Source organism: Stenotrophomonas sp. STEN083 (assembly GCF_056759195.1).
Genome location: NZ_JBRRCU010000047.1, coordinates 1 through 26165 on the forward strand (window position 1 = coordinate 1; position 26165 = coordinate 26165).

23 protein-coding genes are annotated in these 26165 nt (G+C 62.9%); 13 read left to right on the forward strand and 10 right to left on the reverse strand.

The window, feature by feature from the left end:
- Window positions 1-168 precede the first annotated feature (168 nt).
- Window positions 169-1677 (forward strand): autotransporter outer membrane beta-barrel domain-containing protein, encoded by a 1509-nt coding sequence (locus tag ACVOK8_RS13605; RefSeq protein WP_481567293.1) that lies wholly within the window; start codon window positions 169-171, stop codon window positions 1675-1677.
- 101 nt (window positions 1678-1778) lie between these two features.
- A complete protein-coding gene (locus ACVOK8_RS13610; RefSeq protein WP_481567294.1) occupies window positions 1779-2942 on the forward strand; it encodes a TIGR03032 family protein in 1164 nt (387 codons plus the stop codon).
- Between the two features lie 234 nt (window positions 2943-3176).
- Here ACVOK8_RS13610 and ACVOK8_RS13615 read toward each other — a convergent pair whose 3' ends face one another.
- The 7 genes from ACVOK8_RS13615 to ACVOK8_RS13645 all read right to left on the reverse strand — a co-directional run bounded on the left by ACVOK8_RS13615 (window position 3177) and on the right by ACVOK8_RS13645 (window position 11023).
- Window positions 3177-3917, reverse strand: a complete 741-nt coding sequence (locus ACVOK8_RS13615; protein WP_481567295.1) for a copper homeostasis protein CutC — start codon at window positions 3915-3917, stop codon at window positions 3177-3179.
- Window positions 3914-4921 (reverse strand): glycosylasparaginase, encoded by a 1008-nt coding sequence (locus ACVOK8_RS13620; RefSeq protein WP_481567296.1) that lies wholly within the window; start codon window positions 4919-4921, stop codon window positions 3914-3916. Before ACVOK8_RS13620 ends, ACVOK8_RS13615 begins: the two co-directional genes overlap by 4 nt.
- Before the next feature lie 23 nt (window positions 4922-4944).
- Window positions 4945-5991 carry a glucokinase gene (locus tag ACVOK8_RS13625; protein ID WP_481567297.1) on the reverse strand — a complete coding sequence of 349 codons (1047 nt, stop codon included), beginning with the start codon at window positions 5989-5991 and terminating at the stop codon, window positions 4945-4947.
- 89 nt (window positions 5992-6080) lie between these two features.
- On the reverse strand, window positions 6081-6467 hold the full coding sequence (gene crcB / locus ACVOK8_RS13630) for a fluoride efflux transporter CrcB (RefSeq protein WP_481567298.1): 387 nt from the start codon (window positions 6465-6467) through the stop codon (window positions 6081-6083).
- 36 nt (window positions 6468-6503) lie between these two features.
- Window positions 6504-7799: a replication-associated recombination protein A gene (locus ACVOK8_RS13635; RefSeq protein ID WP_481567299.1), complete on the reverse strand. Its 1296-nt coding sequence runs from the start codon at window positions 7797-7799 to the stop codon at window positions 6504-6506.
- Between the two features lie 125 nt (window positions 7800-7924).
- Window positions 7925-8563, reverse strand: coding sequence for an outer membrane lipoprotein periplasmic chaperone LolA (lolA, locus tag ACVOK8_RS13640; protein WP_481567300.1), 639 nt, complete (start codon window positions 8561-8563; stop codon window positions 7925-7927).
- A gap of 93 nt (window positions 8564-8656) precedes the next feature.
- On the reverse strand, window positions 8657-11023 hold the full coding sequence (locus ACVOK8_RS13645) for a DNA translocase FtsK (RefSeq protein ID WP_481567301.1): 2367 nt from the start codon (window positions 11021-11023) through the stop codon (window positions 8657-8659).
- A 289-nt stretch (window positions 11024-11312) separates the two neighbouring features.
- Between ACVOK8_RS13645 and trxB the strand changes: the two genes are divergently transcribed.
- The 5 genes from trxB (at window position 11313) to infA (ending at window position 15385) form a co-directional block, all read left to right on the forward strand.
- Complete coding sequence (trxB, locus tag ACVOK8_RS13650) at window positions 11313-12281, forward strand: thioredoxin-disulfide reductase (protein ID WP_282270462.1); 969 nt, start codon at window positions 11313-11315, stop codon at window positions 12279-12281.
- A 23-nt stretch (window positions 12282-12304) separates the two neighbouring features.
- Window positions 12305-13198: a metallophosphoesterase gene (locus ACVOK8_RS13655; RefSeq protein ID WP_481567302.1), complete on the forward strand. Its 894-nt coding sequence runs from the start codon at window positions 12305-12307 to the stop codon at window positions 13196-13198.
- Window positions 13195-14337: a GNAT family N-acetyltransferase gene (locus ACVOK8_RS13660; RefSeq protein ID WP_481567303.1), complete on the forward strand. Its 1143-nt coding sequence runs from the start codon at window positions 13195-13197 to the stop codon at window positions 14335-14337. Before ACVOK8_RS13655 ends, ACVOK8_RS13660 begins: the two co-directional genes overlap by 4 nt.
- Entirely contained in the window at window positions 14334-15068 is a 735-nt protein-coding gene (gene aat, locus ACVOK8_RS13665; RefSeq protein ID WP_481567304.1) for a leucyl/phenylalanyl-tRNA--protein transferase, read from the forward strand. The genes ACVOK8_RS13660 and aat overlap by 4 nt, the downstream gene beginning before the upstream one ends.
- 98 nt (window positions 15069-15166) lie before the next feature.
- A complete protein-coding gene (gene infA, locus ACVOK8_RS13670) occupies window positions 15167-15385 on the forward strand; it encodes a translation initiation factor IF-1 (RefSeq protein WP_005409596.1) in 219 nt (72 codons plus the stop codon).
- Between the two features lie 286 nt (window positions 15386-15671).
- Here the strand turns inward: infA and clpA are convergent, their stop codons facing one another.
- On the reverse strand, window positions 15672-17951 hold the full coding sequence (gene clpA / locus ACVOK8_RS13675; RefSeq protein ID WP_481567305.1) for an ATP-dependent Clp protease ATP-binding subunit ClpA: 2280 nt from the start codon (window positions 17949-17951) through the stop codon (window positions 15672-15674).
- Between the two features lie 322 nt (window positions 17952-18273).
- Complete coding sequence (gene clpS / locus ACVOK8_RS13680; protein ID WP_282272346.1) at window positions 18274-18594, reverse strand: ATP-dependent Clp protease adapter ClpS; 321 nt, start codon at window positions 18592-18594, stop codon at window positions 18274-18276.
- 104 nt (window positions 18595-18698) lie between these two features.
- Here clpS and ACVOK8_RS13685 point away from each other — a divergent pair, with 104 nt between their 5' ends.
- From ACVOK8_RS13685 to ACVOK8_RS13710, 6 genes are all read left to right on the forward strand, one after another.
- The gene (locus ACVOK8_RS13685) at window positions 18699-19175 is read left to right on the forward strand and encodes a type III secretion system chaperone family protein (RefSeq protein ID WP_481567306.1); all 477 of its coding nucleotides are present in this window, start codon (window positions 18699-18701) and stop codon (window positions 19173-19175) included.
- Between the two features lie 2 nt (window positions 19176-19177).
- Window positions 19178-19642: an NUDIX hydrolase gene (locus tag ACVOK8_RS13690; RefSeq protein ID WP_481546517.1), complete on the forward strand. Its 465-nt coding sequence runs from the start codon at window positions 19178-19180 to the stop codon at window positions 19640-19642.
- Entirely contained in the window at window positions 19639-20760 is a 1122-nt protein-coding gene (gene mnmA / locus ACVOK8_RS13695) for a tRNA 2-thiouridine(34) synthase MnmA (RefSeq protein ID WP_481567307.1), read from the forward strand. Before ACVOK8_RS13690 ends, mnmA begins: the two co-directional genes overlap by 4 nt.
- 9 nt (window positions 20761-20769) lie before the next feature.
- Window positions 20770-21384 (forward strand): high frequency lysogenization protein HflD, encoded by a 615-nt coding sequence (hflD, locus tag ACVOK8_RS13700; RefSeq protein ID WP_481515650.1) that lies wholly within the window; start codon window positions 20770-20772, stop codon window positions 21382-21384.
- A gap of 126 nt (window positions 21385-21510) precedes the next feature.
- Complete coding sequence (locus ACVOK8_RS13705; protein WP_481546520.1) at window positions 21511-22710, forward strand: methyl-accepting chemotaxis protein; 1200 nt, start codon at window positions 21511-21513, stop codon at window positions 22708-22710.
- A gap of 77 nt (window positions 22711-22787) precedes the next feature.
- The gene (locus ACVOK8_RS13710) at window positions 22788-23039 is read left to right on the forward strand and encodes a hypothetical protein (RefSeq protein ID WP_481567308.1); all 252 of its coding nucleotides are present in this window, start codon (window positions 22788-22790) and stop codon (window positions 23037-23039) included.
- A gap of 340 nt (window positions 23040-23379) precedes the next feature.
- Here ACVOK8_RS13710 and ACVOK8_RS13715 read toward each other — a convergent pair whose 3' ends face one another.
- Complete coding sequence (locus tag ACVOK8_RS13715) at window positions 23380-26154, reverse strand: bifunctional diguanylate cyclase/phosphodiesterase (protein WP_481567314.1); 2775 nt, start codon at window positions 26152-26154, stop codon at window positions 23380-23382.
- Between the last annotated feature and the right edge of the window lie 11 nt (window positions 26155-26165).

Below are 26165 nucleotides of genomic sequence, written 5' to 3' on the forward strand. Positions count from 1 at the left end.
GCCAACGGCACGCCCACTCGCGTCCCCCCCGGGAAGAGCGGTGCAGCCCCCGCAATCCAAGGGGGGGACGGCGACACTACCATCCGCAACTACGGAATCCGGGGGGGCGGCGCCGGCGCCGGCGCCGGCAATGACACCATCAACAATCATCAGGGTGGTTCCTGGGATATGTCTGGCCGTGTTTCCTCATTTGGCGCCGGCAACGACAACTTCCGCAACATGGGTTTCCTGGTACTGAAGGACAGCCGGTTTGATTTTGGCGACGGCAGCAATGGCTTCAGCAATACCGGCACCATCAGGGTTACGGGCGCCAACCTGATAGACATGGGTGCGACTGGTTCCGCACGCTTCACCAATGCCGGCCTGTTGGATTTCACCAACGGCAAGGCCGGTGACAGCCTGGCCATCGCAGGGCATTTTGGCGGTGTTGGCAACATCAACCTGGACGTCGATTTGACCGCGGGCGTTGGCGACTGGTTGTCCGTCAGCGGAGTTGCTGCGACCGGCACCCAACAGAAGCTCAACATCGCTTTGCTCGATGGCTTGCCGAGCTCCGACTCGCTCAACCAACCGTTGCAATTGGTGCAGGTCGCAGGCAATTCCAACCCCAATGCGTTTGTCGCAGGCCAGGTGCTGGGCATATCGCCGGCGGACTTCCTGAAGCTGGACATGAGCATGGCGGTGGAGAAGGTTGCCGGCACCAAGGGTGGCAACTACCTGCTGTCGATCACCCCCAAGGTTGCTGGCCTGAATGCTTCCGGCACGCTTGTGTCTGCAGCCGCAATGGGCGTGGACAGCCTGCTGTCCAGTACGTCGGGTAACTGGCGTGAGCGTGCGGCGATGATTCACTCCTCCTCCGCCTTGCCAGGCCTGAAAGGAGTCACGCCGTGGGTACGTGGCTTCCGCGATACCGGCGGCATGAGCTCGAACAACATGGTTGGCAACTTCGGTCAGGCACACAGCGCAAACCTCAACCAGGACAACAGCGGTAGCGAGATCGGCTTCAACCTGGATGCAGGCAATGGCTTCAGCATCGGCGCAACGGTGGCCAAGTCCGAAGCCAAGCAGTACCTGGCCCACGGCTATGGTACCGATACCCTGCAGGGCTCCAGCGTGGGCATGTATGCCACCTGGAATTCGCAAGCTGGCACCTACATCGACGCCTCCGTGCGTGGCATGCAGTTCGATGCCTACCTGGACACCGTCGCTGGTCGTCAGCAGGGTCAAGGCAACGCACATATGCTCAACGTGGAGTCGGGCCGCACCTGGACACTGCGCAATGGCTTGAATGTGGAACCGCAGGCACAGTTCACTTCGACCAAGGTGTCGGGCATGAACGTGCGCGGTGACAAGGCGGTCATGCAGACCGAAGCCAGCAATTGGCAGCGCGGCCGTGTCGGTGTATCGATGTGGAAGTCCTACCGCGGTGTATCCGGCTGGAACGTTACACCGTACGGCCAGGTCAATGCCGTGCATACGCTCAATGGCACCTTGGACTACAACATCAACCGTGATTTCCACGGTCAGTTGAACAGCGAAGGCACCATGGCAATGTTCAAGCTTGGCCTCAATGCAGCCAAGGGCCGTTTCAAGCTTGGCAGTGCGCTGAACTGGCAGAGTGGCAACCAGCTCGACAGCGGCTTGGGCGTTCAAACCCAGCTGAATTACGTCTGGTAAGTGATGCGTGAAGGCGGCCCGGCGACGTAGTCGCCGGGCCGTTGCAGTCTTTCTTCTGAAATGTACCCTGCCATCTGTGCAGGGCGCTGGAGCATTGAATCATGAGCATGCAAGAAGACACGGCCCCGCCGGCCACAGCACCTGCAATAGAACCCGCACCGCGCGAGGAATGCATCCCAGCAGCGGCTACTGACAGCACCGACGCCAGTACCCCGCCGCCGAAGACGCCAGAAAAATCCTGTTCGCGTGGATTGTATGATTGGCTCAACAGCAATCACGTATCACTGGCGATAACGTCCTATCAAAGCGGCCGTGTATATCTGGTTGGTAGCAACAACAAGGGCCAAGTAGCGTTCTTCGAACGGATATTTGAACGGGCAATGGGGATCGTTGGTGATGCCAACCGCATCTACCTCGGCACGCTTTACCAGCTTTGGCGCTTCGAGAACGTACTGCGCCGTGGCGAGGTGATCCATGGCGAACACGACAAGTGCTACGTCCCAAGGAACGCCCAGACCATTGGCGATTTGGATATCCATGAACTCGGCATCCAGTCCAATGGCAAGGTGATATTCGTCAATACCAAGTACTCCTGTCTTGCCGAGCTGAGCCAGACCCACAGCTTCAAGGCCGTGTGGAAGCCAACGTTCATCAGCAAGCTGGCGCCGGAAGATCGCTGCCACTTGAATGGCCTGGCGATGGTTGACGGAGAGGCCCGCTACGTCACCGCCGCTTGCCGCAGCGACATCGTCGATGGCTGGCGCGACCGCCGCCGCGATGGCGGCGTTGTGATTGACGTGCGGACCAATGAAATTGTTTGCGAAGGTCTATCGATGCCCCACTCGCCACGCTGGGCCAACGGTCGGCTGTGGCTGCTCAATTCCGGCACCGGTCATTTTGGCTTCGTAAATTTCGAGGAAAAGCGTTTTGTGCCGCTGGCCTTCTGTCCCGGTTTTCTTCGTGGTTTATCGATCATGGGCAATTACGCAGCGGTTGGCCTGTCAAGGCCAAGGTACGAACGGTTTGAAGGACTTGCATTGGACGATGAGCTGAGAGCACGTGACGCCGATCCATGGTGCGGCATCCAGTTGCTTTCGCTGACAACGGGCGATGTCGTCCATTGGATACGATTCGACGGTGACGTTAGCGAGCTTTTTGACGTCTGCTTCCTGAAAAATGTAGAGAACCCGATGATGATCGGCTTGGTGACCAACGATGTCCGCGAGCTGATAACGCTCGAGTCGGACCTGCAGGCGGAGAGCTGAGCAGCCACTGTCGCTCGCAAGCATGTGCTTCGTCTCGCGCGATGAGCTGGCGGTCAGCGCCGGACGAAACGGCTGTCCAGGCGCATCGCGAAGTGCGCCCTCACTTACCCTCTCCCGCACGGGAGAGGCGACAACACCCGGCACAACGGCGGTCTGCGTCCACTACAGCGCGCTGCGTCAGCGGCCAGACCAATCTCTCTCCTGCGCGGGTTCTGCATACCCATCCACAGGCTGTCATGCCTGCAGCAACGACAAGGCCGCTCGCAGTGCGGCAACTTGCGCCGGATCGGTCTGCGACCAGTCCGCCTGCAACCCGTTCAACAGCGGGTTGTGGTGACGCATGGGAGAACGCACCAAGTGCCTGGCCGAGCCATGCAGTTCAAGGCAACCCGAATCCCGTGCTACCTGTTGGATATTGCCAGCATTCAGACCTGCGCCGGCCATCACCGAAATCCTGCCGCGTGCCTGCTGCACAAGGGCGGCAAGCGCAAACCTGCCCGACTCCGCACTTTCATGGCCAGCAGAACTGAGCACCCGCTCGCATCCCAAACCGATCACCTGCTCCAAAGCTGCAGACGGATCTCGCGCTGCATCGAACGCCCGATGGAAAGTGACGCCCATCGGACCAGCCGCGCGCATCAGCTGGCTACACAGGTCCACGTCGATATCACCATCCCTCGTCAATGCACCGATCACCACCCCGTCGCAACCAAGCTGCCGGCAGTGCCCGATATCACGCAGCATGATCTCCGTTTCCAATGGTCCGTAGTGGAAGTCACCAGGCCGGGGACGGATCAATACAAACAGCGGTATACGCAGCATGTCCCTGGCCACTGCGATACTGCCTGCCGATGGGGTGGTTCCGCCCTGTTCAAGGTTCTCGAACAGCTCGATGCGGTCTGCGCCACCCTGTTGTGCCGCCACCGCCGACATCGCAGAGTTGCAGGCGATCTCCAGCAGATACGGCGAACTCATGCCTGCGTGCTCGTATACACCGATGCGGATTCGAGCAAAGCATCCTGCTTGCTGCTGTCGCATACCGCGTAGACGAAGCCTTTATGCAGCGCATATGCGCCAACTTCGCCACTGCGGTTCATCGCCAGGAAGCAGACCTGCAAAGTGCGGCTGGCTTCGGGCCGCTTGCGTACCACGCGCTGGATGGCTTCGCGGCAGGCTTCGGCCGGTGAACGGCCCTGTCGCATCAGTTCTACCACCAGGAACGAGGCCGCATTGCGGATCATTTCTTCGCCCATGCCGGAGGCGGTGGCTGCGCCGACTTCGTTATCCACATACAGGCCAGCGCCGATGATCGGGCTGTCACCAACGCGGCCATGCATCTTGAAGGCCATGCCGCTGGTGGTGCAGGCACCGGCCATCTGTCCGTTGGCATCAATGGCGATCATGCCCAGTGTGTCGTGGTTGTCCTTGTCACCGGGAATGCCACGGCGCTCGGCGTTGATCTGCGGCGCATAGTGCTCGGTCTTCAACCATTCGCGCCAGGCTTTCTCTGCTTCCGGGGTGAGCAGGTTCTGGCGCTCGAAGCCTTGTTGCACGGCGAACTGTTGTGCGCCCTCGCCCACCAGCATGACGTGCGGGGTCTTTTCCATCACCGCGCGGGCGACTGAGATCGGATGCAGGATATCGACCAGTGCAGCGACCGATCCGCAGCGGCCATCGCCGGCCATGATGCTGGCATCCAGGCTGAGCACGCCATCGCGATCCGGATTACCGCAGCGGCCAACGGTGGGATTGCAGAGCTCGCTTTCGGCCCAGCGTGCGCCGGCTTCCACCGCATCCAAGGCGTTGCCGCCTGCCGCCAGTACCTTCCACGCCGCCTGATTAGCGCCGACGCCGAAGTCCCAGGTTGAAACCACGCGCGCGCCGCTGGCAGCTACCGGCGATGCCAGCAGGCCCGGTGCTGCGCTGCCCAATGCGCCAATCAAGACGGACGACTGCAGGAACTGTCTGCGGGTGCTCATTGCTGGCTTCTCCTGGGTTCTACTTAGCGTGCGGCGAGTTTGTCGACGTGCCAGGCCAAGGCACCCAGCACGCCGAGCTCGCCATGTTCAACGCGCCAGACCGGCACGTGCCGCAGCGCCTGCGACAAGCGGTCCTTGGCAAGGAACCGTTGCTGGAAGCCGCCTGCGTGCAAGAAATCACTGATATGACCAGTGATGCCACCGGTCAAATAGACCGCGCGTGCACCGAAGGTCAGCGCCAGATCTCCGGCCAAACTGCCCAGCCACGCGCAGAATACCTCGACGCTTTCCATCGCCACTGCATCGTTGCCGTTGCGTGCGGCAGCAACCAGTTCGGCTGGCGATTGCCATTGCGGGGCGCTGCCGCGCAACTCGCACAAACAGGTGTAGAGCGTGATCAAGCCCGGGCCGGACAGGATTCGTTCGTTGTCGATATGCGTGTATCGCTGCGACAGCAGGCGCAATACCTCCTGCTCCAGTGCGTTGGAGCCAGCCAAGGCTGCGTGCCCTGCTTCGCTGGGCAGCACCGAGGGGTTCCCACCCGGCAGGTATACCGCCACGCCCAAACCGGTTCCAGGGCCAAGCACCACCGCCGGGCCAGGCGCTACCTGCTCGGGATCACCGCAGATCAGGTGCAGCGAGCCGGCCTCGGCATGTGCCATCGCTTGAGCGACCGCGACAAAATCGTTGATCAATTCCAGCGTTTCCATACCTGAATCGCGGCGGGTTGCCGCCAGCGACACCGGCCAGGCCAGATTGGTATTGAGCAGCGTATCGCCGTCACCATCAAGGACGCCGGCGATGGCGACGACGGCATGTGCGATCGGCGCTGCATCGGTTTCGCGTGCCAACCAGTCGGCGTAGTCACGCAGGATCGCCGCAAGACTGGGGTGCTCAGCGCAGGTGTATTTGCGGAAACCGTTGACGCTCAGCGCGCCGTTGGCCTGCAGACGGGTCCAGCCTAGACGTGCATAGGTGCCGCCGACATCCGCGCCGATGATGGCGCTCCCCGATTCAGAATCATGGATTGCATCGCTGCGGGCCGCGTCATCCGACGCTGGTCTGCTCATTCGTGTGCCCGCTTTTGCTGCATATCCAGAAAACGCTCAATTTGTGGTGGGCGCATGATGCGGTATCGACTGCGGCATTGAAAGCGGACTTAAGTCAGGTGGCGCACAGCACGCCAGGTCCACCAGCCCAGGGCGGTCATCGATAGCGAGCCGCCCAGATGCAGGCCAATCGTGGCCAGCCCCCAGCCCAGCTGTTGGCGCTGCAGCAGGTACACAACTTCGGCGGAAAAGGTCGAAAACGTAGTCAAGCCGCCCAGCAACCCGGTCACCAAGAACAGCCGCCATTGCGGTGACAGCTCGGGCCGGGTGGCGAAGAACGCCAGGGCAAGGCCGATCACATAGCCGCCGAGCAGATTGGCGGTCAGTGTCCCCAGCGGCACCGTGTTGTGCAGCGGGTTCAGCCAAAGACTCAGTCCGTAGCGCAGCCAGGCGCCGAGTGCCGCGCCAACGCCGATGGCAAGAAAGGACTGCCACATGGGTTCAAACTCCGGGCGCGGGTTGGCGGATGGCAGTCATTTGCGTTGCGCGCGGGCCTGCTCGCGGGCGGTGCGCAGGCGATCAAGCTTGTCTTTGAGCTTGATTTCCAAACCACGATCCACCGGCTTGTAATAGACCTGTTCGCCCATCTCATCCGGGAACGCAGTCTGGTCCAGTGCGATACCGCCTTCGACGTCGTGGTCGTATTGGTAGCCCTGCCCGTAACCCAGGGTCTTCATCAAACGCGTGGGCGCGTTGCGCAGGTGCATCGGTACCGGCTGGGTACCGTACTTGGCGATGTCGGCGCGGGCCGCGTGCAAGGACATGTAGGCGGCGTTGGATTTGGCGGTACTGGCCAGATACACCACCAGATTGGACAGGGCGATATCACCTTCCGGTGCGCCGATGCGGTCGTAGGCGTTCCAGACATTGATCGCCATTTCCAGCGCTCGCGGATCGGCCAGGCCCACGTCTTCCACCGCCATGATGGTCAGCCGGCGTAGCAGATAGGACGGATCGCAGCCGCCGTCTAGCATGCGGGCAAGCCAGTAGATGGCACCGTCCGGGTTGGAGCTGCGTACCGATTTGTGCAGCGCCGAGATCTGGTCGTAAAACTGCTCGCCGTTCTTGTCGAAGCGGCGGGTGCGGTCGGCCAGTACCTGCAGCAGGGTTTCCGGGGTGATTTCACCGCCCTCGCCTGCTGCCAGCTCGGCGGCGATTTCCAGCAGGGTCAAGGCGCGACGCACGTCGCCATCGGCGGCGCGGGCGATTTCCAGCAGCGACTCCGCCGAGACCGTGATGTCCTGCTCGCCCAGCCCACGTTCCTTGTCATCCAAGGCGCGCTGCAGCGCTTCCACCACATCCTCGGGCGACACCGATTCCAGCACGTGCACGCGGCAGCGCGACAGCAATGCCGAGTTCAACTCGAACGAGGGATTCTCGGTGGTCGCACCAACAAAAATGATCGTGCCGCGCTCGATGTGCGGCAGGAAGGCATCCTGCTGTGCCTTGTTGAAACGGTGTACTTCGTCGACAAACAACACGGTGCGGCGCCCGTCGGCGAAACGGTGTGCGGCTTCGGCCAGCACCTGGCGGACATCCGGCAGACCAGACAGCACTGCCGATATCGCCTTGAACTCGGCGTCGGCATACTGCGCCAGCAACAAGGCCAGGGTGGTCTTGCCGCAGCCCGGCGGGCCCCACAGGATCATCGAATGCACGCGGCCGGATTCAACCGCGCGGCGCAGCGCCGTGTTGGGCGCCAACAAGCGCTTCTGGCCGACCATCTCGTCCAGTGCACGCGGACGCATGCGCTCGGCGAGCGGACGCATATTGTCCCGGTCCGCTGTCAGCAGGTCGGCGGGAGCTTCATCAAGAAAGATATTTCGGGATCTGGCCACGCCCACATTCTAGCAGCGTGGCCACCCTGCCCCGGCCTCGAAAGCCGGGCTTGGGTTCAGCGTTCGCCGACCACGTCGACGTCCTTGCCCGGAACGAAGCGGAAGGTGCCGGCAGCGAAGCTCGGGTTCTTCTTCCAGCCGCTGAAGGTGATGATGGTGCGCTGGCCCACCGCGTCCGTCAGTTCCATCCGCGACAGTGCGCCACCGGCGAAGCCCAGTGCGGCGACATCGAAGCTGGCCTGGGTATCGCGCTTGGGGGTGAGCGAGAGCCACTGCATGCCGTCGCGCGGCGCGGCTTCTTCGCTGATGTCGTACTGCTGTTCCAGCAGTGCCGGGTTGATCAGCGCGGTGAGCGGATTGTTCTGCTCCTCGGTGCCCTGCGGGCTGACCCGGGCCTGCTCCAGATCCGGCTCATAGACCCACAGCTTGCTGCCGTCGGCAATGATCAGCTGCGGATGCGGACGGGTGTATTCCCAGCGGAACTGGCGCGGTGCCGACAGGGCGACACGGCCGCTGGAGGATTCCTTGACCCGGCCACGCTGATCCACCACCTGCTGCGCGAACTGGCCATCGAGGCCGCGCAGGCCGCTGGTGAAGGACTTCAGGTCATCGCGGGCGCCGGCATGCGCATCCGCGGCAAGGCCGGCACAAGCGAAGGCAACAGCAAGAACGGAGTGGCGCAGGAATGCAGTCATGGCGGCTTGGGATAGTGGTGTCGGTGGTGAGGCAGAGTCTGCCTCTTTCAAACTGAATGGGCGGCAATCAATCGCTGAATGCCGCCCTTCCGTTCAGTGCTTGGGCGGCGGCGGCGCCAGCACGGTGCGGTCGCCATTGTGCTCCGGCGCGGTGACAACGCCGGCCGCTTCCATTGCCTCGATCAGGCGCGCGGCGCGGTTGTAGCCAATCTTCAGGCGACGCTGCACACCGGAAATGGAGGCGCGACGGGTTTCAGTGACAATGCGCAGGGCCTCGTCGTACAGCGGATCCGATTCATCGCCACCGCTGCTACTGCTCTCCGGCAGGCCGTTGGCGCCAACCACGATGCCGTCGCCCATGGTCTGCACCTCGTCCAATACGCCGGAGATGTAGTCGGTGGGACCACTGGCCTTCAGGTGCTCAACCACGCGGTGCACCTCTTCGTCGGAGACAAAGGCGCCGTGCACGCGGTCCGGCATGGCCGTGCCCGGCGGCAGGTACAGCATGTCGCCGTTGCCCAGCAGCGCCTCGGCGCCAGACTGGTCGAGGATGGTGCGCGAATCGATCTTTGAGCTGACCTGGAAGGCGATGCGGGTCGGGATGTTGGCCTTGATCAAACCGGTGATCACGTCGACCGATGGACGCTGCGTGGCCAGGATCAGATGGATACCAGCCGCACGGGCCTTCTGCGCCAGGCGCGCGATCAATTCTTCGACCTTCTTGCCGACGATCATCATCATGTCGGCGAATTCGTCGATGAAGATGACGATGAAGGGCAGCGGTTCGAGCGGGCGTGGAGCTTCGCCCATCTCCGGGTTGGGCTTGAACAAGGGGTCCATCATCGGCTGGCCAGCGTCGATGGCGTCCTTCACCTTCTTGTTGAAACCGGCCAGGTTACGCACGCCGACCGCGCTCATCAGCTTGTAGCGCCGCTCCATTTCGGCCACGCACCAGCGCAGGCCGTTGCCGGCCTCCTTCATGTCGGTGACCACCGGTGCCAGCAGATGCGGGATACCCTGGTAGACGCTGAGCTCCAGCATCTTCGGGTCGATCATCAGCATGCGCAGGTCTTTCGGGCTGGCCTTGTACAGCAGGCTCAGCACCATCGCGTTGACCGCGACGGACTTGCCCGAGCCGGTGGTACCGGCCACCAGCAGGTGCGGCATGCGTGCCAGATCGGCCACGCTGGGGCGGCCGGCGATGTCCTTGCCCAGGGCCAGGGTCAGCACGCTGGCCGACTTGTCGTATTCCTTGGAGCGCAGCAGCTCGGACAGGAAGATCATCTCGCGGGTGACGTTGGGGATTTCCAGGCCGATCACCGACTTGCCCGGAATCACGTCAACCACACGCACCGACTTGACCGACAGGCCGCGGGCGATGTCCTTGTCCAGCGAACTGATCTGGCTGACCTTGATGCCCGGCGCCGGTTCGATCTCGAAACGGGTGATCACCGGACCCGGATAGGCCCCGACGACCTGCGCATCGATGCGGAAATCCTTGAGCTTGAACTCGATCTGGCGCGACAGGGTTTCCAGCGTCTGCTCGTCGTAGCCCTTGGCCTGCGGCTTGGGGTCGTCGAGCAGAGCCAGCGGCGGAATGTCCGAGCCGTCCCCGTTGACGCCCTGGAACATCGGAATCTGCGTCTCGCGCTTGGCGCGGTCACTCTTCTCGATCACCGGCGCCGGACGCGGCTCGATCTTCACCGGCTCGCGCTTGGCGCGGACCTCGGCGTCAACCTTGCGGACTTCCTCGCGCTCTTCGCGCAGCACGCGGGTCTGCTGCCATTCGTTGGCCTGCTCCTTCTTCTTGTTGAGCATCGGTCCCAGCGCCAGCACCCACTTGCCGATCTTCTCCATCACCGCGAACCACGACAAACCGGTCGCCAGGGTGATCGAGGTCAGCAGCAGCACCAGCAGGAACAGGTTGCTGCCTACCGGACCAAAGCCGGTTTGCAGCGACTTGCCGACCAACACGCCCAAGCCGCCGCCTGCACGAGCAACATCGCCCGGCGGCAGACGCAGGTACAGAAAACCGGTAGCACCAATCAAGAAGCCGACAATGCCAACCAGGCGCAACGCCGGGCCCAGATCATCCTGGCCACGCTCATCGGTCTTCTTCAAACCGAACATGGCGATCCAGGCGACCGCAGCCAGCATCAGCGGGATCAGATAGGCCACATAGCCAAACAGTTGGCGTAGCACATCGGCAATCCACGCGCCGACCCTGCCGCCCATGTTGTGCACGGGCGCAACCACCGAGCCCGACTGTGACCAGCCCGGATCGGTAGGCGAATACGTGAACAGACTGGCCAGCAGATACAGCAGCGCCGGCGCGATCGCGATCAGCGCCAGATCACGCCACAGCTTTTGACGACGCGGATTATCTGTTGCTGCCGCCGACTTGCGCGCATCAGCGGCAGCCTTGGGGCTCTTGTCGCGTTCCGGGACCTGTTTCGCCACCTTTGACCAGACCTTAAAAATGCACGGTTAGTGATTGATATTAAACGACAGATCGTCGGGTTTCACCCAATTACAGCGCAGTGCGGTACGGCTGACAGACAGAAAACGTCAAAAAGCCGCCAGACAGTGGCGGCGGCAATGCGGGAAACAGCAGAGTTGTATGCAACGGGCCGCGCAGTTCCATTCACGTGCCTTGATTCACCGAGGTCGGACCGCCACTCTATTGGCTTGCCCGGACAGTTGCGGAATGCCGCGTTCGGGCCACCAATCCTGACTTTCGCGAGTATACATGAGCACTTCCAGCCTCCCGACCAAGCACTCCCGCCTGTTGATCCTCGGCTCTGGCCCCGCCGGCTGGACCTCTGCGGTCTATGGCGCGCGCGCAAACCTGAAGCCGCTGGTCGTCACCGGCCTGCAGCAGGGTGGCCAGCTGATGACCACCACCGAGGTCGACAACTGGCCGGGCGATGCCCACGGCCTGATGGGTCCGGACCTGATGGCGCGCATGCAGGCACATGCCGAGCGCTTCGAGACCGAAGTGGTGTTCGACCACATCCACACCGCCGACCTGTCCAAGCGCCCGTTCACCCTGACCGGTGACAGTGCCCAGTACACCGCCGATGCGCTGATCATCGCCACCGGCGCCACCGCCAAGTATCTGGGCATTCCGTCCGAGGAAGCCTTCAAGGGCCGCGGCGTGTCCGCCTGCGCCACCTGCGACGGCTTCTTCTACCGCGACCAGGATGTGGTCGTGGTCGGCGGCGGCAATACCGCTGTCGAAGAGGCGCTGTACCTGTCCAACATCGCCCGCAAGGTCTACCTGGTCCACCGCCGCGACACCTTGAAGGCGGAAAAGATCATGCAGGACAAGCTGTTCGCCAAGGTCGCCGCCGGCAAGATCGAAACCGTGTGGCACCACCAGGTCGACGAAGTGCTGGGCAATGACGCTGGCGTCACCGGCGTGCGCGTCAAGTCCACCTTGGACGGCAGCACCCGCGATATCGAAGCCCACGGCTTCTTCGTCGCCATCGGCCACCAGCCCAACACCGAACTGTTCACCGGCCAGCTGGCGATGAACAACGGCTACCTGGAAATCCGCTCGGGTCTGGGCGGCAACGCCACCATGACCTCGGTCGAAGGCGTGTTCGCCGCCGGCGACGTTGCCGACCAGCACTACCGCCAGGCCATTACCTCGGCCGGTTTCGGCTGCATGGCCGCTCTGGATGCCGAGCGCTTCCTGGACGAAAAGGGCGCCTGAGCGCCCCGCTCTGCCAGCCTGCCATGGACAAGCTGATGCTCAAGCAGCTGCTGTTCCATGGCAGCTGGCTGGTCTTTCCTGTCATCGCCTGGCTGCTGTGGCGATGGCGCAAACGGCGGTACCGCGCAGCAATCGCGGTGCTGCTGCTTGGATGCGGTGTGTTTATCTGGGCTCGCTTCATCGAGCCGCAGATGATCGTGATCAGGCACACCACGCTGGAAGGCACCGGCACCGCTTCCCGTATTGCCCTGATCAGTGACATCCATCTGGGCGTCTACAAGGATCGGCGCTTCCTTGAGCGACTGGTGGAGCGCATCAACGATCAGGATGTCCACGCGGTTGCGATCGCTGGCGACCTGACCTACGAGCCGCAAGGCCTGTCACTGCAGGAGCTGTTTGCGCCGCTGGCGGACCTGCGCGCGCCTGCATTTGTGGTGCTCGGCAACCATGACCAGCAACAGCCCGGCCCAGATATCGACAAACCCTTGCGGGCCGCACTCGCCGCGCACGGCATGAACGTCATCGAAGGACGCCTGCTCAGGGATACCAACGGCGTGAACTGGGCCGGCCTCGGAGACCGTTGGGCAGGACGGGATGACGCGCGCTTCCTGCTCGGGGGCGAGGCACTGCTCGGGCCCACGGTCATTCTCGCCCACAACCCCGACAGCGCCATGCAGGTGTGCGCCGGCAATGTGGCCGTTGTGCTCGCCGGGCATACCCATGGCGGACAGATCCGCATTCCCTGGCTGTACCGCAAGGTCATTCCGAGCGCTTATGGCTTCGATCGTGGTGAGCAGGTCGTGCAGGGCGCGTGCGGTCCGATACGGGTTTTCACCACCAGCGGTGCCGGTGAGATCGGCCTGCCATTGCGCCTGTTCAACCCACCCGTCATCGACGTACTGACGTTGGAACCATGAACCTGCCTTTGCAACTTCGCGTCCTGCCCAGCCTTGCAGCGTTGCGCGCCGCGCAGTGGGATGGCCTGCATGACGGCAGCAACCCTTTCATTTGCCACGCCTTCCTCAGTGGGCTGGAGCAGCATGGCTGCCTGCGCCCGGAATGGGGTTGGCAGGCCCAGCACCTGAGCCTGTGGCGCGACGATGAACTAGTCGCCGCCGCCCCCGGCTATCTGAAACAGAACTCACACGGTGAGTTCGTGTTCGACCACGCCTGGGCCAATGCCTATGCCCGCCACGGCCTGGATTACTTCCCCAAGTGGCTGTGCGGCGTGCCCTACTCGCCGGTTACCGGGCCGCGCCTGCTTGCTCGCAACGAAGAGGATCGCGACGCGTTGCTTGAAGCCATTGTCAGCCATGTGCAGGACAATAACTTGTCTTCGGCACATATCAACTTCCACCTGGCCGAAGAGAACCCACTGTTCGGCGCGCAGTGGCTGCAACGCGATGACGTGCAGTTCCAGTGGCAGCACCAGTCGGGCTGGGAGAACTTCGATGACTTCTTGAGTGCGATGGATCACAAGCGCCGCAAGAACATCCGCCAGGAGCGCGCCAAGGTTGTCCGCGCCGGTATCAGCTTCATCGTGCGCCATGGTGATGAAGCCAGCGCGGACGAGTTGCGCGCCATGCATGGCTTCTACCTGCAGACCTTTGCCGAGTACGGCAATGCACCGGCGCTGACCCTGGCGTTTCTGCGCCACATGGCCGAACAGATGCCGCGGCAACTGGTGCTGTTCCTGGCGATGCAGGATGGCGAACCGATTGCTGGCGCGCTGTGCCTGCGTGGCGCCGACACGCTGTACGGGCGCTACTGGGGCGGTGCCACCCTGCCCGGCCTGCACTTCGAAACCTGCTATTACCAAGGCATCGAATATTGCCTGCGCGAAGGCCTGCAGCGCTTCGAGCCCGGCGCGCAGGGCGAGCACAAACTGGCGCGTGGCTTTCTTCCAACCCAGGTCCGCAGCCATCATTGGCTGGCCCATCCGCAGTTCCGCGAGGCCGCACGCGACTGGTGCGGCCGTGAGCGCGAGGACGTCGCGACCTATAGCGCAGACCTGCTGCGCCATTCGCCCTTCAAGCAGGAAGATCCATCGCAATGAGCAATAAAGGTCCGTTCCTGCTGGATAGCGCCAGCGATGCGCCTTTCCCGCCCGCCGAGCTGGCTCTGCAGGAGCCCGATGGCCTGCTGGCCATTGGCGGCGACCTGAGCCCGGTGCGCCTGCTCAATGCCTATGCCGGCGGCATCTTTCCATGGTTCTCCGAGGGCCAGCCACTGCTGTGGTGGTCACCTGACCCGCGCATGGTGTTCCGCACCGACAAGGTCCACTTGTCCTCGCGCTTCCGCCGCGGGCTACGCAGTAGTGCTTGGAAAATCCGTGCTGATACCGCGTTCTCCGAGGTCATGCAGGCCTGCGCCTTGGCGCCGCGCCCCGGCCAGGATGGCACTTGGATCACTGCCGACATGCACCAGGCCTATGTCGCCCTGCACCAGCTCGGCTACGCGCACTCGGTTGAAGTATTCGATGGCGACGTGCTGGTGGGCGGCATCTATGGCGTCGCCATCGGCCAGATGTTCTTCGGCGAAAGTATGTTCAGTGGCCGTAGCGGCGGCTCGAAGGTGGCGCTCGCGGCCTTGGCCACGACCCTGGCTGAGTGGGGCTGGCCATTGATGGATGCGCAGGTGGAAAACCCGCACCTGCTGCGGATGGGTGCGGAGCACCTGCCACGCGCAGTGTTTCTGGAAAGCGTGCGCCAACTGGTACAACAACCCAGCGACGCTGGCCGCTGGACGCGCAGATTCGGCGAGCTGGCAGCCTCGGCCTTGGCCTGAATGCAGGTGCTTAACGCAAACTTTGCATCCTTGGCCGCGACAGCGTAAAATGCCCGCCCTTAGGCCCATTGGCCGTCCGCAGAACCGCACAGGACTACATGTCGAAAGACGACTCCATTGAGTTCGAAGGCACCGTCAGCGAGACGTTGCCGAACACCACGTTCCGTGTTCGCTTGGAAAATGGGCATGAAATCATCGCCCACATCTCCGGCCGCATGCGCAAGAACTACATCCGCATCCTGACCGGTGACCGCGTCAAGGTTGAGATGACGCCGTACGACCTGACCAAGGGCCGTATCACCTACCGCATGAAGTAATGCGGTAAGTCGAGCGTTAGCAGAAAGCCAGCCTTCGCGCTGGCTTTTTCGCGTGGCCAGGATTCCATGTGGGGTCTAGCGATGCTCGGCAGAGGCTTTACCAGCAATGCCCCCGTAGTGCCGAGTCATGCTCGGCAGGAGCGTTCCCGGTAAAGCCCCATGCCGAGCATGGCTCGGCACTACAGGTGAGGCGCGCAAACAAAAACCCCGCATCTTTGGATGCGGGGTTTTGTTTGTACTGGAACAATCCGGCTTCGCGGCTTACGCCGCTCCCACAGGGGCAGGATTACACCGTTGCTGGCAACAGATGCTCCGGCTCGGACTCGGTATCCACGATCAGCTCGCCGTCGCGGACGTCGATGCTGACCTTGCCGCCGTTCAACAGCTTGCCGAACAGCAGCTCGTCAGCCAACGGACGCTTTACCTTGTCCTGGATCACCCGGTACATCGGGCGTGCGCCCATGTCAGCGTCGAAGCCGTGGTGGGCCAGCCATTCGCGGGCAGCCGGGGTGGCCGACAACGAAACGTGCTTGTCCTGCAGCAGCATCTCCAACTCGATCAGGAACTTGTCCACCACCCGCAGGATGTGCTCAAAGCCCAGCGGCTGGAACTGCACCACCGCATCAAGCCGGTTGCGGAACTCCGGGGTGAAGCTCTTGCGGATCACCTCCATCGCATCGGTTGCATGATTCTGCTTGGTGAAGCCGATCGAGCGACGCGCGGCCTGGGTGGCACCGGCATTGGTGGTCATAACCAGGATCACGTTCTTGAAGTTGGCTTCACGACCATTGGTGTCGGTGAGCACACCACGATCCATGACCTGCAACAGGATGTTGAAGATGTCCGGGTGCGCCTTCTCCACCTCATCCAGCAGCAGCACGCAGTGCGGCGTCTTGACGATTTTCTCGGTCAGCAGGCCGCCCTGGTCGAAACCGACGTAACCCGGAGGCGCGCCGATCAGGCGGCTGACCGAATGCGGCTCCATGTACTCGGACATGTCAAAGCGCACCAGCTCGATACCCAGCTGCAGTGCCAGCTGACGGGTCACCTCGGTCTTGCCGACGCCGGTAGGGCCGGCGAACAGGAAGTTGCCGATCGGCTTGTCGGGACTGGCGAGGCCGGAACGCGACAGCTTGATCGCCGAAGCCAGCGACTCGATGCCCTGATCCTGGCCGAAGATCACCATCTTCAGGTTGCGCTCCAGATGCTGCAGCACATCCTTGTCGGTGGCGGTGACCTGCTTGGCCGGGATCCGCGCCATCTTGGCAACGATGGTTTCGATCTCCTCGACATCGATGCGCTCCTTGCGCTGCCCTTCCGGCAGCAGACGCTGGCGCGCGCCGGCCTCGTCGATCACGTCGATGGCCTTGTCCGGCAGCAGACGGTCGGCAATGTGCTTGACCGACAGGTCCACCGCTGCCTGCAGGGCATCGTCGGCATAGGTCACGCCGTGGTGCGCCTCATACTTGGGGCGCAGGCCCTTGAGGATCTCGTAGGTCTCGCCAACGGTGGGCTCGACGATGTCTATTTTCTGGAAGCGGCGCGCCAGGGCGCGATCCTTCTCGAAGATCCCGCGGTATTCCTGGAAGGTGGTCGAGCCGATGCAGCGAAGTTCGCCCGAGGCCAGCGCCGGCTTGATCAGGTTGGACGCGTCCATGGTGCCGCCAGACGCCGAGCCAGCACCGATGATGGTGTGGATCTCGTCGATGAACAGCACCGAATTGGGGATCTTCTTCAACGCGGTGATCACGCCTTTCAGACGCTTCTCAAAGTCACCGCGGTACTTGGTGCCAGCCACCAATGCGCCCAGATCCAGCGAATAGATCACCGCATCGGCGAGCACGTCCGGCACTTCGCCGTCGACGATGCGCTTGGCCAGGCCTTCGGCGATGGCCGTTTTGCCCACGCCGGCTTCGCCGACATACAGCGGATTGTTCTTGCGACGACGGCACAGTACCTGGATAGTGCGCTCGATCTCATCGCGACGCCCAACCAGCGGATCGATCCGCCCGGCCTTGGCTTGCTCGTTGAGATTGCTCGCGAACTCGGCCAGGGAATCACCCTTGCCCTCGCCATCGCCACCCTCAGCCCTACCCTCGCCCTCAAGCGGGGAGGACATCTCCGGGTCGTCGCCACTCTTGCCCACGCCGTGGGACAGGTAATTGACCACATCCAGCCGGGTCACGTCCTGCTGGTTGAGGTAATAGACCGCGTGCGACTCTTTTTCGCCGAAGATCGCCACCAGCACGTTGGCGCCGGTGACCTCTTTCTTGCCAGAGGACTGCACGTGGTAAACCGCCCGCTGCAGCACCCGCTGGAAGCCCAAGGTCGGCTGGGTATCGCGCCCATCATCCTCGGCCAGCAACGAGACCGAGGCGTTGATGGCCTTCTCGAGCTCGCGCCCCAGCCGCTCCAGGTCTGCGCCGCAGGCTTTGAGCACCGCCTGCGCCGAAGCATTCTCCAACAACGCCAACAATAGATGTTCAACCGTCATGTACTCATGACGGGCTTCTCGGGCGCGCTTGTAGCACTGACCAATGGTCTGCTCGAGGTCTTTACTGAACATAAGGCACTCCGGTTGCGGTTGGAGACAATATGCGGCCTGGCAACGATTTTTCCAGCACCCTAATGACGAAGATGTAGACAACGCGCCTGCAATCTCGCCAAATCGCCCGTACCCGTGAATTCTGCATTCAGTTTGGACGCAGGGACGGGGCTTGGCTCCGGATCGCGGGTATCAGGCGAAACGCATCGTTCCGCCAGCTCCAATTCCCGCGCCCCGCCACACCTGCAGTTTTACAGCAGACCAGCGGCCACTGCGGCCCCGATGCTGATAACCGTGCCGCATGGGCAAACAGCTGGGCGCACTGTCGGCGCCCAGGGCGGAATCAGGCCCGCTCCATCGTGCACATCAGCGGGTGTTGGTTCATGCGCGAGAACTCGTTGACCTGCGCAACCTTGGTCTCGGCAACTTCACGGGTGTACACACCGCAGATGCCGCGGCCGCGGGTATGGACGTGCAGCATCACCTGGGTGGCCTTGTCCATGTCCATGGAAAAGAAGCTCTGCAGGACGGTCACCACGAAGTCCATCGGGGTGTAATCATCGTTCAGCAGCATCACCTGGTACTGCGGCGGGGGCGCAACCTCTGGCTTGCCGGGGGCTACCAGCAGGCCGTGTTCGCTGTCGTGTTGGGTCTTCTGGGACATCCGTCGATTATAGCGGTTCCAGGTGGCTGTCTTTTGACCATTGGACGCCGCCCCCCTCGCCCCCGCACAATTTGCAGGCTAACCATCCATTCCTTGGGGAAAAAATGAAGAAGTCTGTACTCAGCATCGCCTTGTTGGCCTTGGCCACGGCCGCCGCCGGGAGCGCTGTTGCCGGTGAACCGGACCGTGCGGTCGGTCGCGTGCTTGATACGCTCAAGTACAAGTACGAAGTGGACAGCGATGGCGATTACCAGTTGGTCTTTGAAATGGACGACGACCGTACCCAGCTGGTGTTCGTGCGCTCCAATGTCGAAACCTATGGCAGCCATCACGTCCGTGAAATCTGGTCGCCGGGTTACAAGTCCGAGGGCCCGCAGTTCCCGGCCCTGGTCGCCAACCGTCTCCTGGAAGACTCCAACGACTCCAAGCTGGGTGGCTGGGTCAAGCAGGGGGACGTGGCCATGTTCGTGGTCAAGGTTGACGCCGATGCCAGCTCCGAGGTGATTTCCGACGCCATCGACGCTGCCGCCAAGAGCGCCGATGCGATCGAACTGGAAATGACGTCCAAGGACGAGTACTGAGCGTGAATGCTTTGCAGTCCCAGCGATGGGCGCCACATGTGACCGTGGCCACCGTGGTCTCCCGCGCAGGGCAACTGCTGCTGGTAGAGGAAGAAAAGAACGGCCGGCGGGTATTGAACCAGCCGGCTGGCCATCTCGAGCCCGGCGAAAGCCTGCTCGAGGCAGCAGTGCGTGAAACCCGCGAAGAAACCGGCTGGGACGTGCACCTGACCGGCTTCATCGGCAGCTATCAGTGGACAGCTGCCGATGGCACGCCGTTCCTGCGTTTCGCCTTCGCCGCCGAGCCGCTGCAGCATCACCCGCAGCAGCCGCTGGACACCGGCATCGTGCAGGCCTTGTGGATGAGCCCGGTTGCCCTGCAGGCCGATATGGCGCGACTGCGCAGCCCGCTGGTCTGGCATACGATCTCGGATTGGCTGGCCGGGCAGCGCTACCCGCTTTCGATCGTGCGACAGGTGGCACCGTGAGCAATCCCAACATCGTGGTGGGCGTTTCCGGCGGCGTGGACTCGTCGGTGGCGGCGCTTACCCTGGTCCAGCAAGGCTTGGATGTCGCCGGCTTGTTCATGCAAAACTGGGCTGACGATGGCAGTGGTCACTGCCGCGCCGAAGATGACCGCCGCGACGCGGTGGCGGTCTGCGGGCGGCTCGACATTCCGTTCCATTTCCGCGATTTCTCCAACGAATACTGGCAGGGTGTGTTCGAGCACTTCCTGGCCGAATATGCGGCCGGCCGCACACCCAACCCGGACGTGCTGTGCAACCGCGAGGTCAAGTTCAAGCACTTCCTGGACGCCGCGCGCGAGCTGGGTGCCGAGCGCATCGCCACCGGCCACTATGCCCAGGTCGACCACGCCGGCGGCCGCTGGCGCTTGCTGCGCGGTGCCGATCGCGGCAAGGACCAGAGCTACTTCCTGCACCAGCTGGGCCAGACCCAGTTGGCCGCCACCCTGTTCCCGATCGGACACATGGAAAAGAGCGATCTGCGCCGCATCGCCCGAGATGCTGGCCTGCCCACCCATGCCAAGAAAGACTCGACGGGTATCTGCTTCATCGGTGAACGCGATTTCCGTGAGTTCCTGGGCCAGTACCTGCCGGCCCGCGAAGGTGAGATCCAGGACCCCGATGGCCAGGTAATCGCCCGTCACCCCGGCGTGTTCTATTTCACCTTGGGCCAGCGCGAAGGCCTGAACATCGGCGGCGTGCGCGGGCGCCCGGCGGCACCGTGGTTCGTGGTCGGCAAGGACGTGGCCCGCAATATCCTGTACGTCGATCAGGGCCATGACAGCCCCTGGTTGCAGTCCAACTGGCTGCGCAGCGAAACCATGCATTGGATTGCCGGCGCCCCACCCGCCCGTGAATTCGAATGCACCGCGCAGACCCGCTATCGCCAACCGGACGAAGCCTGCACCGTGAAGGTGCGTGATGACGGTACGCTGGACGTGCATTTCGCACGCCCGCAACGCGCTGTCACCCCCGGCCAGTCATTGGTGCTGTACGACGGCATGGAATGCCTGGGCGGCGCGGTGATCGCCGCCACCGATGCACCTTTGGAGCGCCGTTTGGCCGCCCCTGTTTCCCCTTGAGAGATGACCATGACTTTTTCCATCGATGACCGCGTACTTGCCTTGGCAGGCATTGCCCAGGCCTTGCAGCAGGTGCGCCGCATCGCAGAAACCGGCCATTCGGAGAGCGCCGTGGTGCGCACCGCAATGGACAGCGTGCTGCGTATTGATGCCAGCTCGCCCGCCGCCGTATACGGCAGTGCTACCCAGGTTGAGCCAGGCCTGCGCCTGCTGCGCGACTACTTCCGCAATCAGGGTAAGGACGACCTGCTGCCGCGGCTGGCCCTGTCGGTGATGCAGCTGGAACGCCGCTTCGTACGCGAAGGCGCCACGGTCGACAAAGTGGAGGCAGGCATCGAGCGCGCCGCCAGCATCGCCCAGGATCGCGGCGACAGCTGCCACCCGGACGTACTGAGTGCGATGGGCGCGCTGTATGCGGACACCATCAGCCAGCTCAAACCGAAGATCATGGTGCAGGGCAACCCGCATTACCTGGGCCAGGCGATGGTGGTGTCGGAGATCCGTGCGCTGCTGCTGGCTGCGGTGCGTTCGGCTGTGCTGTGGCGCCAGCTCGGTGGCGCTTACTGGGATTTCCTGTTCTCGCGCAAGGCCATGCTGGAAGCCATCGAGCGCCGCCTGCGCTGATTTTCAAGGCCCGCAATCGCAGCGGTTGCGGGCCTGCATCGCAAAACCTCTCGGGATTCACGCCAGCGGGCTAAAGACCCCCTGCCCACTGCCGATACTGCATTCGTGACTCTCCCGAGAACGTCCATGTATTCACGTATTGCAATCCGTTTGGCAGCCCCGCTTGTCCTCACCCTTCTGGTTGTGGTCGCTGCCGCCCTGTCCTGGCCTTCTGCGGCCCTGTGGGCGATCCTGACCACCATGGTGCTGAGCTGGCTGGTGTTTGCCTGGTGGAGCGTGCATTCGCAAAGCCAGCGCTCGCCCGAGCACGCCAAGGTACTGAAAGAGCAGGACCAGCTGCTCAATGAGCTGCGCAGCTTTGTCAGCAACGAAATCGACGGCTCGCGCAGCGAGATCGAGCGCGCCCGTGAGCTGATCCGGCAAGCGGTCGGCGGCCTCGGTGGCAGCTTTGATGCGATGAGCCGCAAGTCGCGCCAGCAGAGCCAGGCATTGGCCCGCATCGTTGACCGCGCCGGTGACGAAGGTGGCGGCGGCAATGGCGGCGTCGACGTGGCCCGCTTCGCCCAGAACGCCAGCCATCAGATGGAACAGCTGGTGGAAGCACTGGAGCAGGTCAGCGGCCAGAGCAGCAACACCGTGCAGCACATCGACCAGATGGCGCAGCACCTGGATGGAATTTTCGCCCTGCTTGAAGACGTCAAGTCGATCGCTGACCAGACCAACCTGCTGGCCTTGAATGCTGCCATTGAAGCAGCACGTGCAGGCGAAGCCGGTCGTGGCTTCGCAGTGGTGGCTGACGAGGTACGAAATCTTTCCGAGCGCTCCACCACCTTCAACGAGCAGATCCGCAAGCTGGCCCACAGCTCCAAGGACGCCATCGCCAAGGTGCGTGAAACCGTCACCCACATGGCCTCGCGCGATATGGACCGGTCACGCGAAGCGCGCCATGAGGCCGCTTCGATGCTGGACAGCGTGGCTGCCATCAACGCCTCGCTGGGCGACGGCATGCGTGAGATCTCCGAGTGTGGCCGCGCCATCGACGGCAGCGTCGCCGAAGCCGTGCGCGCCCTGCAATTCGAAGACATCGCCACCCAGGCCCTGGGCGGCGTGCATACCCATCTTGACCGCCTGGGTGCGATCAACCGCGAAGCCGTCGCGTTGCAGGAACTGCTGCACCGCAACGGCGGCGTGTTCGATGGCGAAATGGTCAGCGCGCTGCAGCGCACCGGCAGCCGCCTGCGTGAAATGCGTGTGGAGTGGGAGCGCCCGCCGCACAAGCCGGTGTCCCAGCAGAGCATGGGCGCAGGCACGGTGGAGTTGTTCTGATTTCACCCCGCACCCGTACCGCATCCGAGCCCCGGCCCTTGGCCGGGGCTTTGCTGTTGCTGCAACCACGCTGATATATGCTGACACCCCGCTCCACCGCCAACAGTAACGCCGAGCCAGCACCACAGGCTGATGACGCCATGCCTCTTCCTGCAGCTACCAACGGCATCTCCTTGAGCCGACGCGAACAGCTTGCGCTGCTTGAGCAGCGTGCACAGCAGGAGCTGCTGGAGTTGCGTACACAGCGCGATCAAGCCCAGAGCCCCGGCCACGTCGAAGACTCTGATTGGCTGACCAACTGCATCGACTGGGACCTGTCCGTCCCCTGAGCCCCCCTCAAGCTGCGCTTAGCCGGGCTACACATCCGCGCGCACCGCGGTCCTCTTTGTGGGAGCGGCGTAAGCCGCGAAGCAAACACATCATCAGATGAAGGCCTATGAGCGGCACCCGCGACACAGCTGACGTCGCTCCCACAGAAAAAAGCATGGTGGCCCAGGCCTGGACGCACTCCGCGTTTTTTGTGGGAGCGGCGTAAGCCGCGAAGCAAAGACAGCATCGGATGAACGCCTGGAAGCAACCCCAACCTCGCGGCTTACGCCGCTCCTACAGACAAAGAAAAGCCCGGCTACGGATCACGTAGCCAGGCTTGGTTGTTTGCTTTGCCGACGATCAGTGGGTGGCGCTGATCGTCGTGATCGAACCCAGGTTCGGTAGCTCAAGCAACTCACCTGGGCCGCTGCGCAACCACTGCACCATCTCGCGCGGCCGCAGAGGCCGCGAGAACAGGTAGCCCTGCAGCTCATCACAACCCTGCTGGATCAGCATCGCTGCCTCGGCCGAGGTTTCAACGCCCTCGGCCACCACCAGCATGCCCAGTGCGTGCCCCAGATGCACGATGGCCTGGGTGACCTCGGCGGTGCCGGCATCGTGCAGCATGCCTTGCACGAAACTACGGTCGATCTTCAGCCGTTGCACCGGGAAACGGTTCAGATAATGCAGGTTGGAGAAGCCGGTGCCGAAGTCGTCCACGGCAAGCGGAATGCCATGCTGCTCGAATACATCAAAACACTGGCGCAATGCATCGGTATCCCGGATCAGCGCCGACTCTGTCAGCTCCAGCTCCAAGCGCTGAGGCGGCCAGCCGTACTGCTGGCAGATGCTGACAACGCGCTCGGCAAAGCCGCGATCCCGCAGCTGCAAGGCCGAAACGTTGACTGCGATGCGCTCGAACTTCAGCCCGGCCTGCTGCCAGACAACCGCTTGCCGGCAAACCTCCTGCAGCACCCAGTCGCCGATATGGATGATTTCGCCGCATTTCTCGGCAATCGGGATGAACTCGGCAGGGCTGCATGAGCCAATCCTGCCGCTGTTCCAGCGCAACAACGCCTCGATCGAGGGCGTTGCATCACCATTGGCATGCACCAAGGGCTGGTAAACCAGGCTGAACTCGTCGCGCTCGACCGCACCATGCAGCGCGTGTTCGATCTCCACCCGGCGCTGGGTACGTGCCAACGCATCCTGGCTGTAATACTGGTAGGTGTTGCGGCCTGCTTCTTTGGCAGCGTGCATGGCAGCATCGGCGGCACGCAACAGGCTGTCAAAATCGTTGCGACCCTCGTCCAGCATTGCGATACCCACGCTTGCGCCGACCTTCAAGGTGACATCCTCGCGGTACAGCGGCTCAGCCAAGGAAGCAATCAACTTTCGCGCCACATGCCCGGCGTCATCCGGCTCAACCAGGTTGCGCAGGATCACGATGAACTCATCGCCATTGAAACGGGCGAATAGGTCAGCATTACGCAGGTTCTGGTGCAGACGCGCCGCGGCGGCCTTCAGCAGCATGTCACCGGTGGCGTGACCAAAGGTGTCGTTGATGCTCTTGAAACCATCCAGGTCGATGAACAGCATCGCCAGGATGGCACCACGTTCGCGCGCCTCGATGATCGCTTCGGAGCCCTGCTCGCGCAGCAGCATGCGATTGGGCAGTCCGGTTAGCAAGTCGTAGTGCGCCAGCAGTTCCAGCCGCTCGTCGGCCTCTCGCTCACGGGTGATGTCGCGGAACAGCACCACGAAGCGCTCAGGCAGGCCGTCGCGTTGATCCAGTTCGATCAACACCTGCACCCACACCCGTTGACCGGACGGGCGGTAGAAACACAGATCAAGCTGCTCGGGCAGCCCGCCATGAACGATGCGCTGCAAGGCTGACTCAAAGTTGTCGCGCGAGTCGGGAATGTACAGGTCCAAAGCCTGGTCCAAGGTCACCGGCGCCTTGCGCAGGCCATGGATGCGATAGCACTCCTCGGTCCACTGCATCGCGCGGGTGCTGACCTCGATTTCGCAGCCGCCAATACGGCCCAGCGCGGACACCCGGTTCAGCAACTCGGTGCGCCAGCGTATCAAGGCATCGGTACGACGCTGATTGCTGATGTTCTGCACCTGTCCCAGCACCCGATGCAGGCTGCCGGTGCCGTCGTAATCAAGCTCCACCCAGATGCGCAGTTGCTGCTGGGTCACCGGATCGCGACCCCAGGTAATATCGAAACTACCGCCTTTGGCTTCATCCAGCACACGCCGCCAGCTACAGAGTAGATGCGTGCGGGCATCGCTGGTCAGGTTACGCAACCATTGCCGCCCGGTCGGTAGTGCGGCATTGCTCCAGCCAATGGCAGCGGCGAATTCCTCGGACCACTGCACGCGCTTGCGCCGCGGTTCCCATACCCAGCTGCCCATACCAGCCACACGCTGCGCGCGGCGTAACAGGGCCTGCTGCGAACGCAGTTCGTCCTCCAGCGATTTCTGCTGCTGGATGTCGGTATAGGTGCCAACCATCCGCAACGGCTGGCCATCGCCAGCGCGGGTGACTACCTGCCCACGGTCCAGCACCCAATGCCAGCTGCCATCGGCCTGACGCAGGCGGAACTGGCAGGCAAATGGCACCTGCGGGTCATGCAGGTGTGCAGCAATAGCCTGACGCAACTGCAGCTGGTCTTCTGGATGTACCTCGTCCAGCAGGCCGATGTCAGGCTGCGCCGCATTGGGGGCATGCGCCGGACTGGTGCGGGTAACCGCATCGCTGACAATATCCCAGTCCCACAAGCTGTGACCTGCCGACTCCATTGCCATCGCCCAACGCGCGTTGCGGACCTCGGTGTCGCTGGCCACGGAATACAAATAGCCCAGTGGTGTCGCCGAGGGCGACTGCACCACACTGAGCCAGCCATCCAGCCGCTGGCCGGCCCCCGGCAGCGGGCAAGCCACCGCCTCGTGCCGGTCCAGTTGCTGGCGAACGCCGGCGAGTTGCGGACAATAACGTGACAGACGTTCGGGCAGGCCCAGCTCCCTGGCCATGCCATTGGCGGCCAATGGTTGCCCGTCCGTGTCCAACAGCACGACGGCCGCGTTCAACGGATGACGAAGCAGGCTAGCTATGACGCCGCGATCCACGCGATCTATCT

Excerpts from the sequence above, each read along its gene's own strand:
- ACVOK8_RS13705 (WP_481546520.1), top strand. The coding sequence starts at position 21,511 with ATGTATTCACGTATTGCAATCCGTTTGGCAGCCCCGCTTGTCCTCACC.
- ACVOK8_RS13625 (WP_481567297.1), bottom strand. The coding sequence starts at position 5,991 with ATGAGCAGACCAGCGTCGGATGACGCGGCCCGCAGCGATGCAATCCAT.
- clpS (WP_282272346.1), bottom strand. The coding sequence starts at position 18,594 with ATGTCCCAGAAGACCCAACACGACAGCGAACACGGCCTGCTGGTAGCC.
- ACVOK8_RS13620 (WP_481567296.1), bottom strand. The coding sequence starts at position 4,921 with ATGAGCACCCGCAGACAGTTCCTGCAGTCGTCCGTCTTGATTGGCGCA.
- ACVOK8_RS13710 (WP_481567308.1), top strand. The coding sequence starts at position 22,788 with ATGCTGACACCCCGCTCCACCGCCAACAGTAACGCCGAGCCAGCACCA.
- infA (WP_005409596.1), top strand. The coding sequence starts at position 15,167 with ATGTCGAAAGACGACTCCATTGAGTTCGAAGGCACCGTCAGCGAGACG.
- ACVOK8_RS13615 (WP_481567295.1), bottom strand. The coding sequence starts at position 3,917 with ATGAGTTCGCCGTATCTGCTGGAGATCGCCTGCAACTCTGCGATGTCG.
- hflD (WP_481515650.1), top strand. The coding sequence starts at position 20,770 with ATGACTTTTTCCATCGATGACCGCGTACTTGCCTTGGCAGGCATTGCC.
- aat (WP_481567304.1), top strand. The coding sequence starts at position 14,334 with ATGAGCAATAAAGGTCCGTTCCTGCTGGATAGCGCCAGCGATGCGCCT.
- ACVOK8_RS13660 (WP_481567303.1), top strand. The coding sequence starts at position 13,195 with ATGAACCTGCCTTTGCAACTTCGCGTCCTGCCCAGCCTTGCAGCGTTG.
- ACVOK8_RS13610 (WP_481567294.1), top strand. The coding sequence starts at position 1,779 with ATGAGCATGCAAGAAGACACGGCCCCGCCGGCCACAGCACCTGCAATA.
- trxB (WP_282270462.1), top strand. The coding sequence starts at position 11,313 with ATGAGCACTTCCAGCCTCCCGACCAAGCACTCCCGCCTGTTGATCCTC.
- ACVOK8_RS13635 (WP_481567299.1), bottom strand. The coding sequence starts at position 7,799 with ATGCGTCCGCTCGCCGAGCGCATGCGTCCGCGTGCACTGGACGAGATG.
- ACVOK8_RS13655 (WP_481567302.1), top strand. The coding sequence starts at position 12,305 with ATGGACAAGCTGATGCTCAAGCAGCTGCTGTTCCATGGCAGCTGGCTG.
- ACVOK8_RS13685 (WP_481567306.1), top strand. The coding sequence starts at position 18,699 with ATGAAGAAGTCTGTACTCAGCATCGCCTTGTTGGCCTTGGCCACGGCC.
- crcB (WP_481567298.1), bottom strand. The coding sequence starts at position 6,467 with ATGTGGCAGTCCTTTCTTGCCATCGGCGTTGGCGCGGCACTCGGCGCC.
- clpA (WP_481567305.1), bottom strand. The coding sequence starts at position 17,951 with ATGTTCAGTAAAGACCTCGAGCAGACCATTGGTCAGTGCTACAAGCGC.
- ACVOK8_RS13605 (WP_481567293.1), top strand. The coding sequence starts at position 169 with ATGTCTGGCCGTGTTTCCTCATTTGGCGCCGGCAACGACAACTTCCGC.
- lolA (WP_481567300.1), bottom strand. The coding sequence starts at position 8,563 with ATGACTGCATTCCTGCGCCACTCCGTTCTTGCTGTTGCCTTCGCTTGT.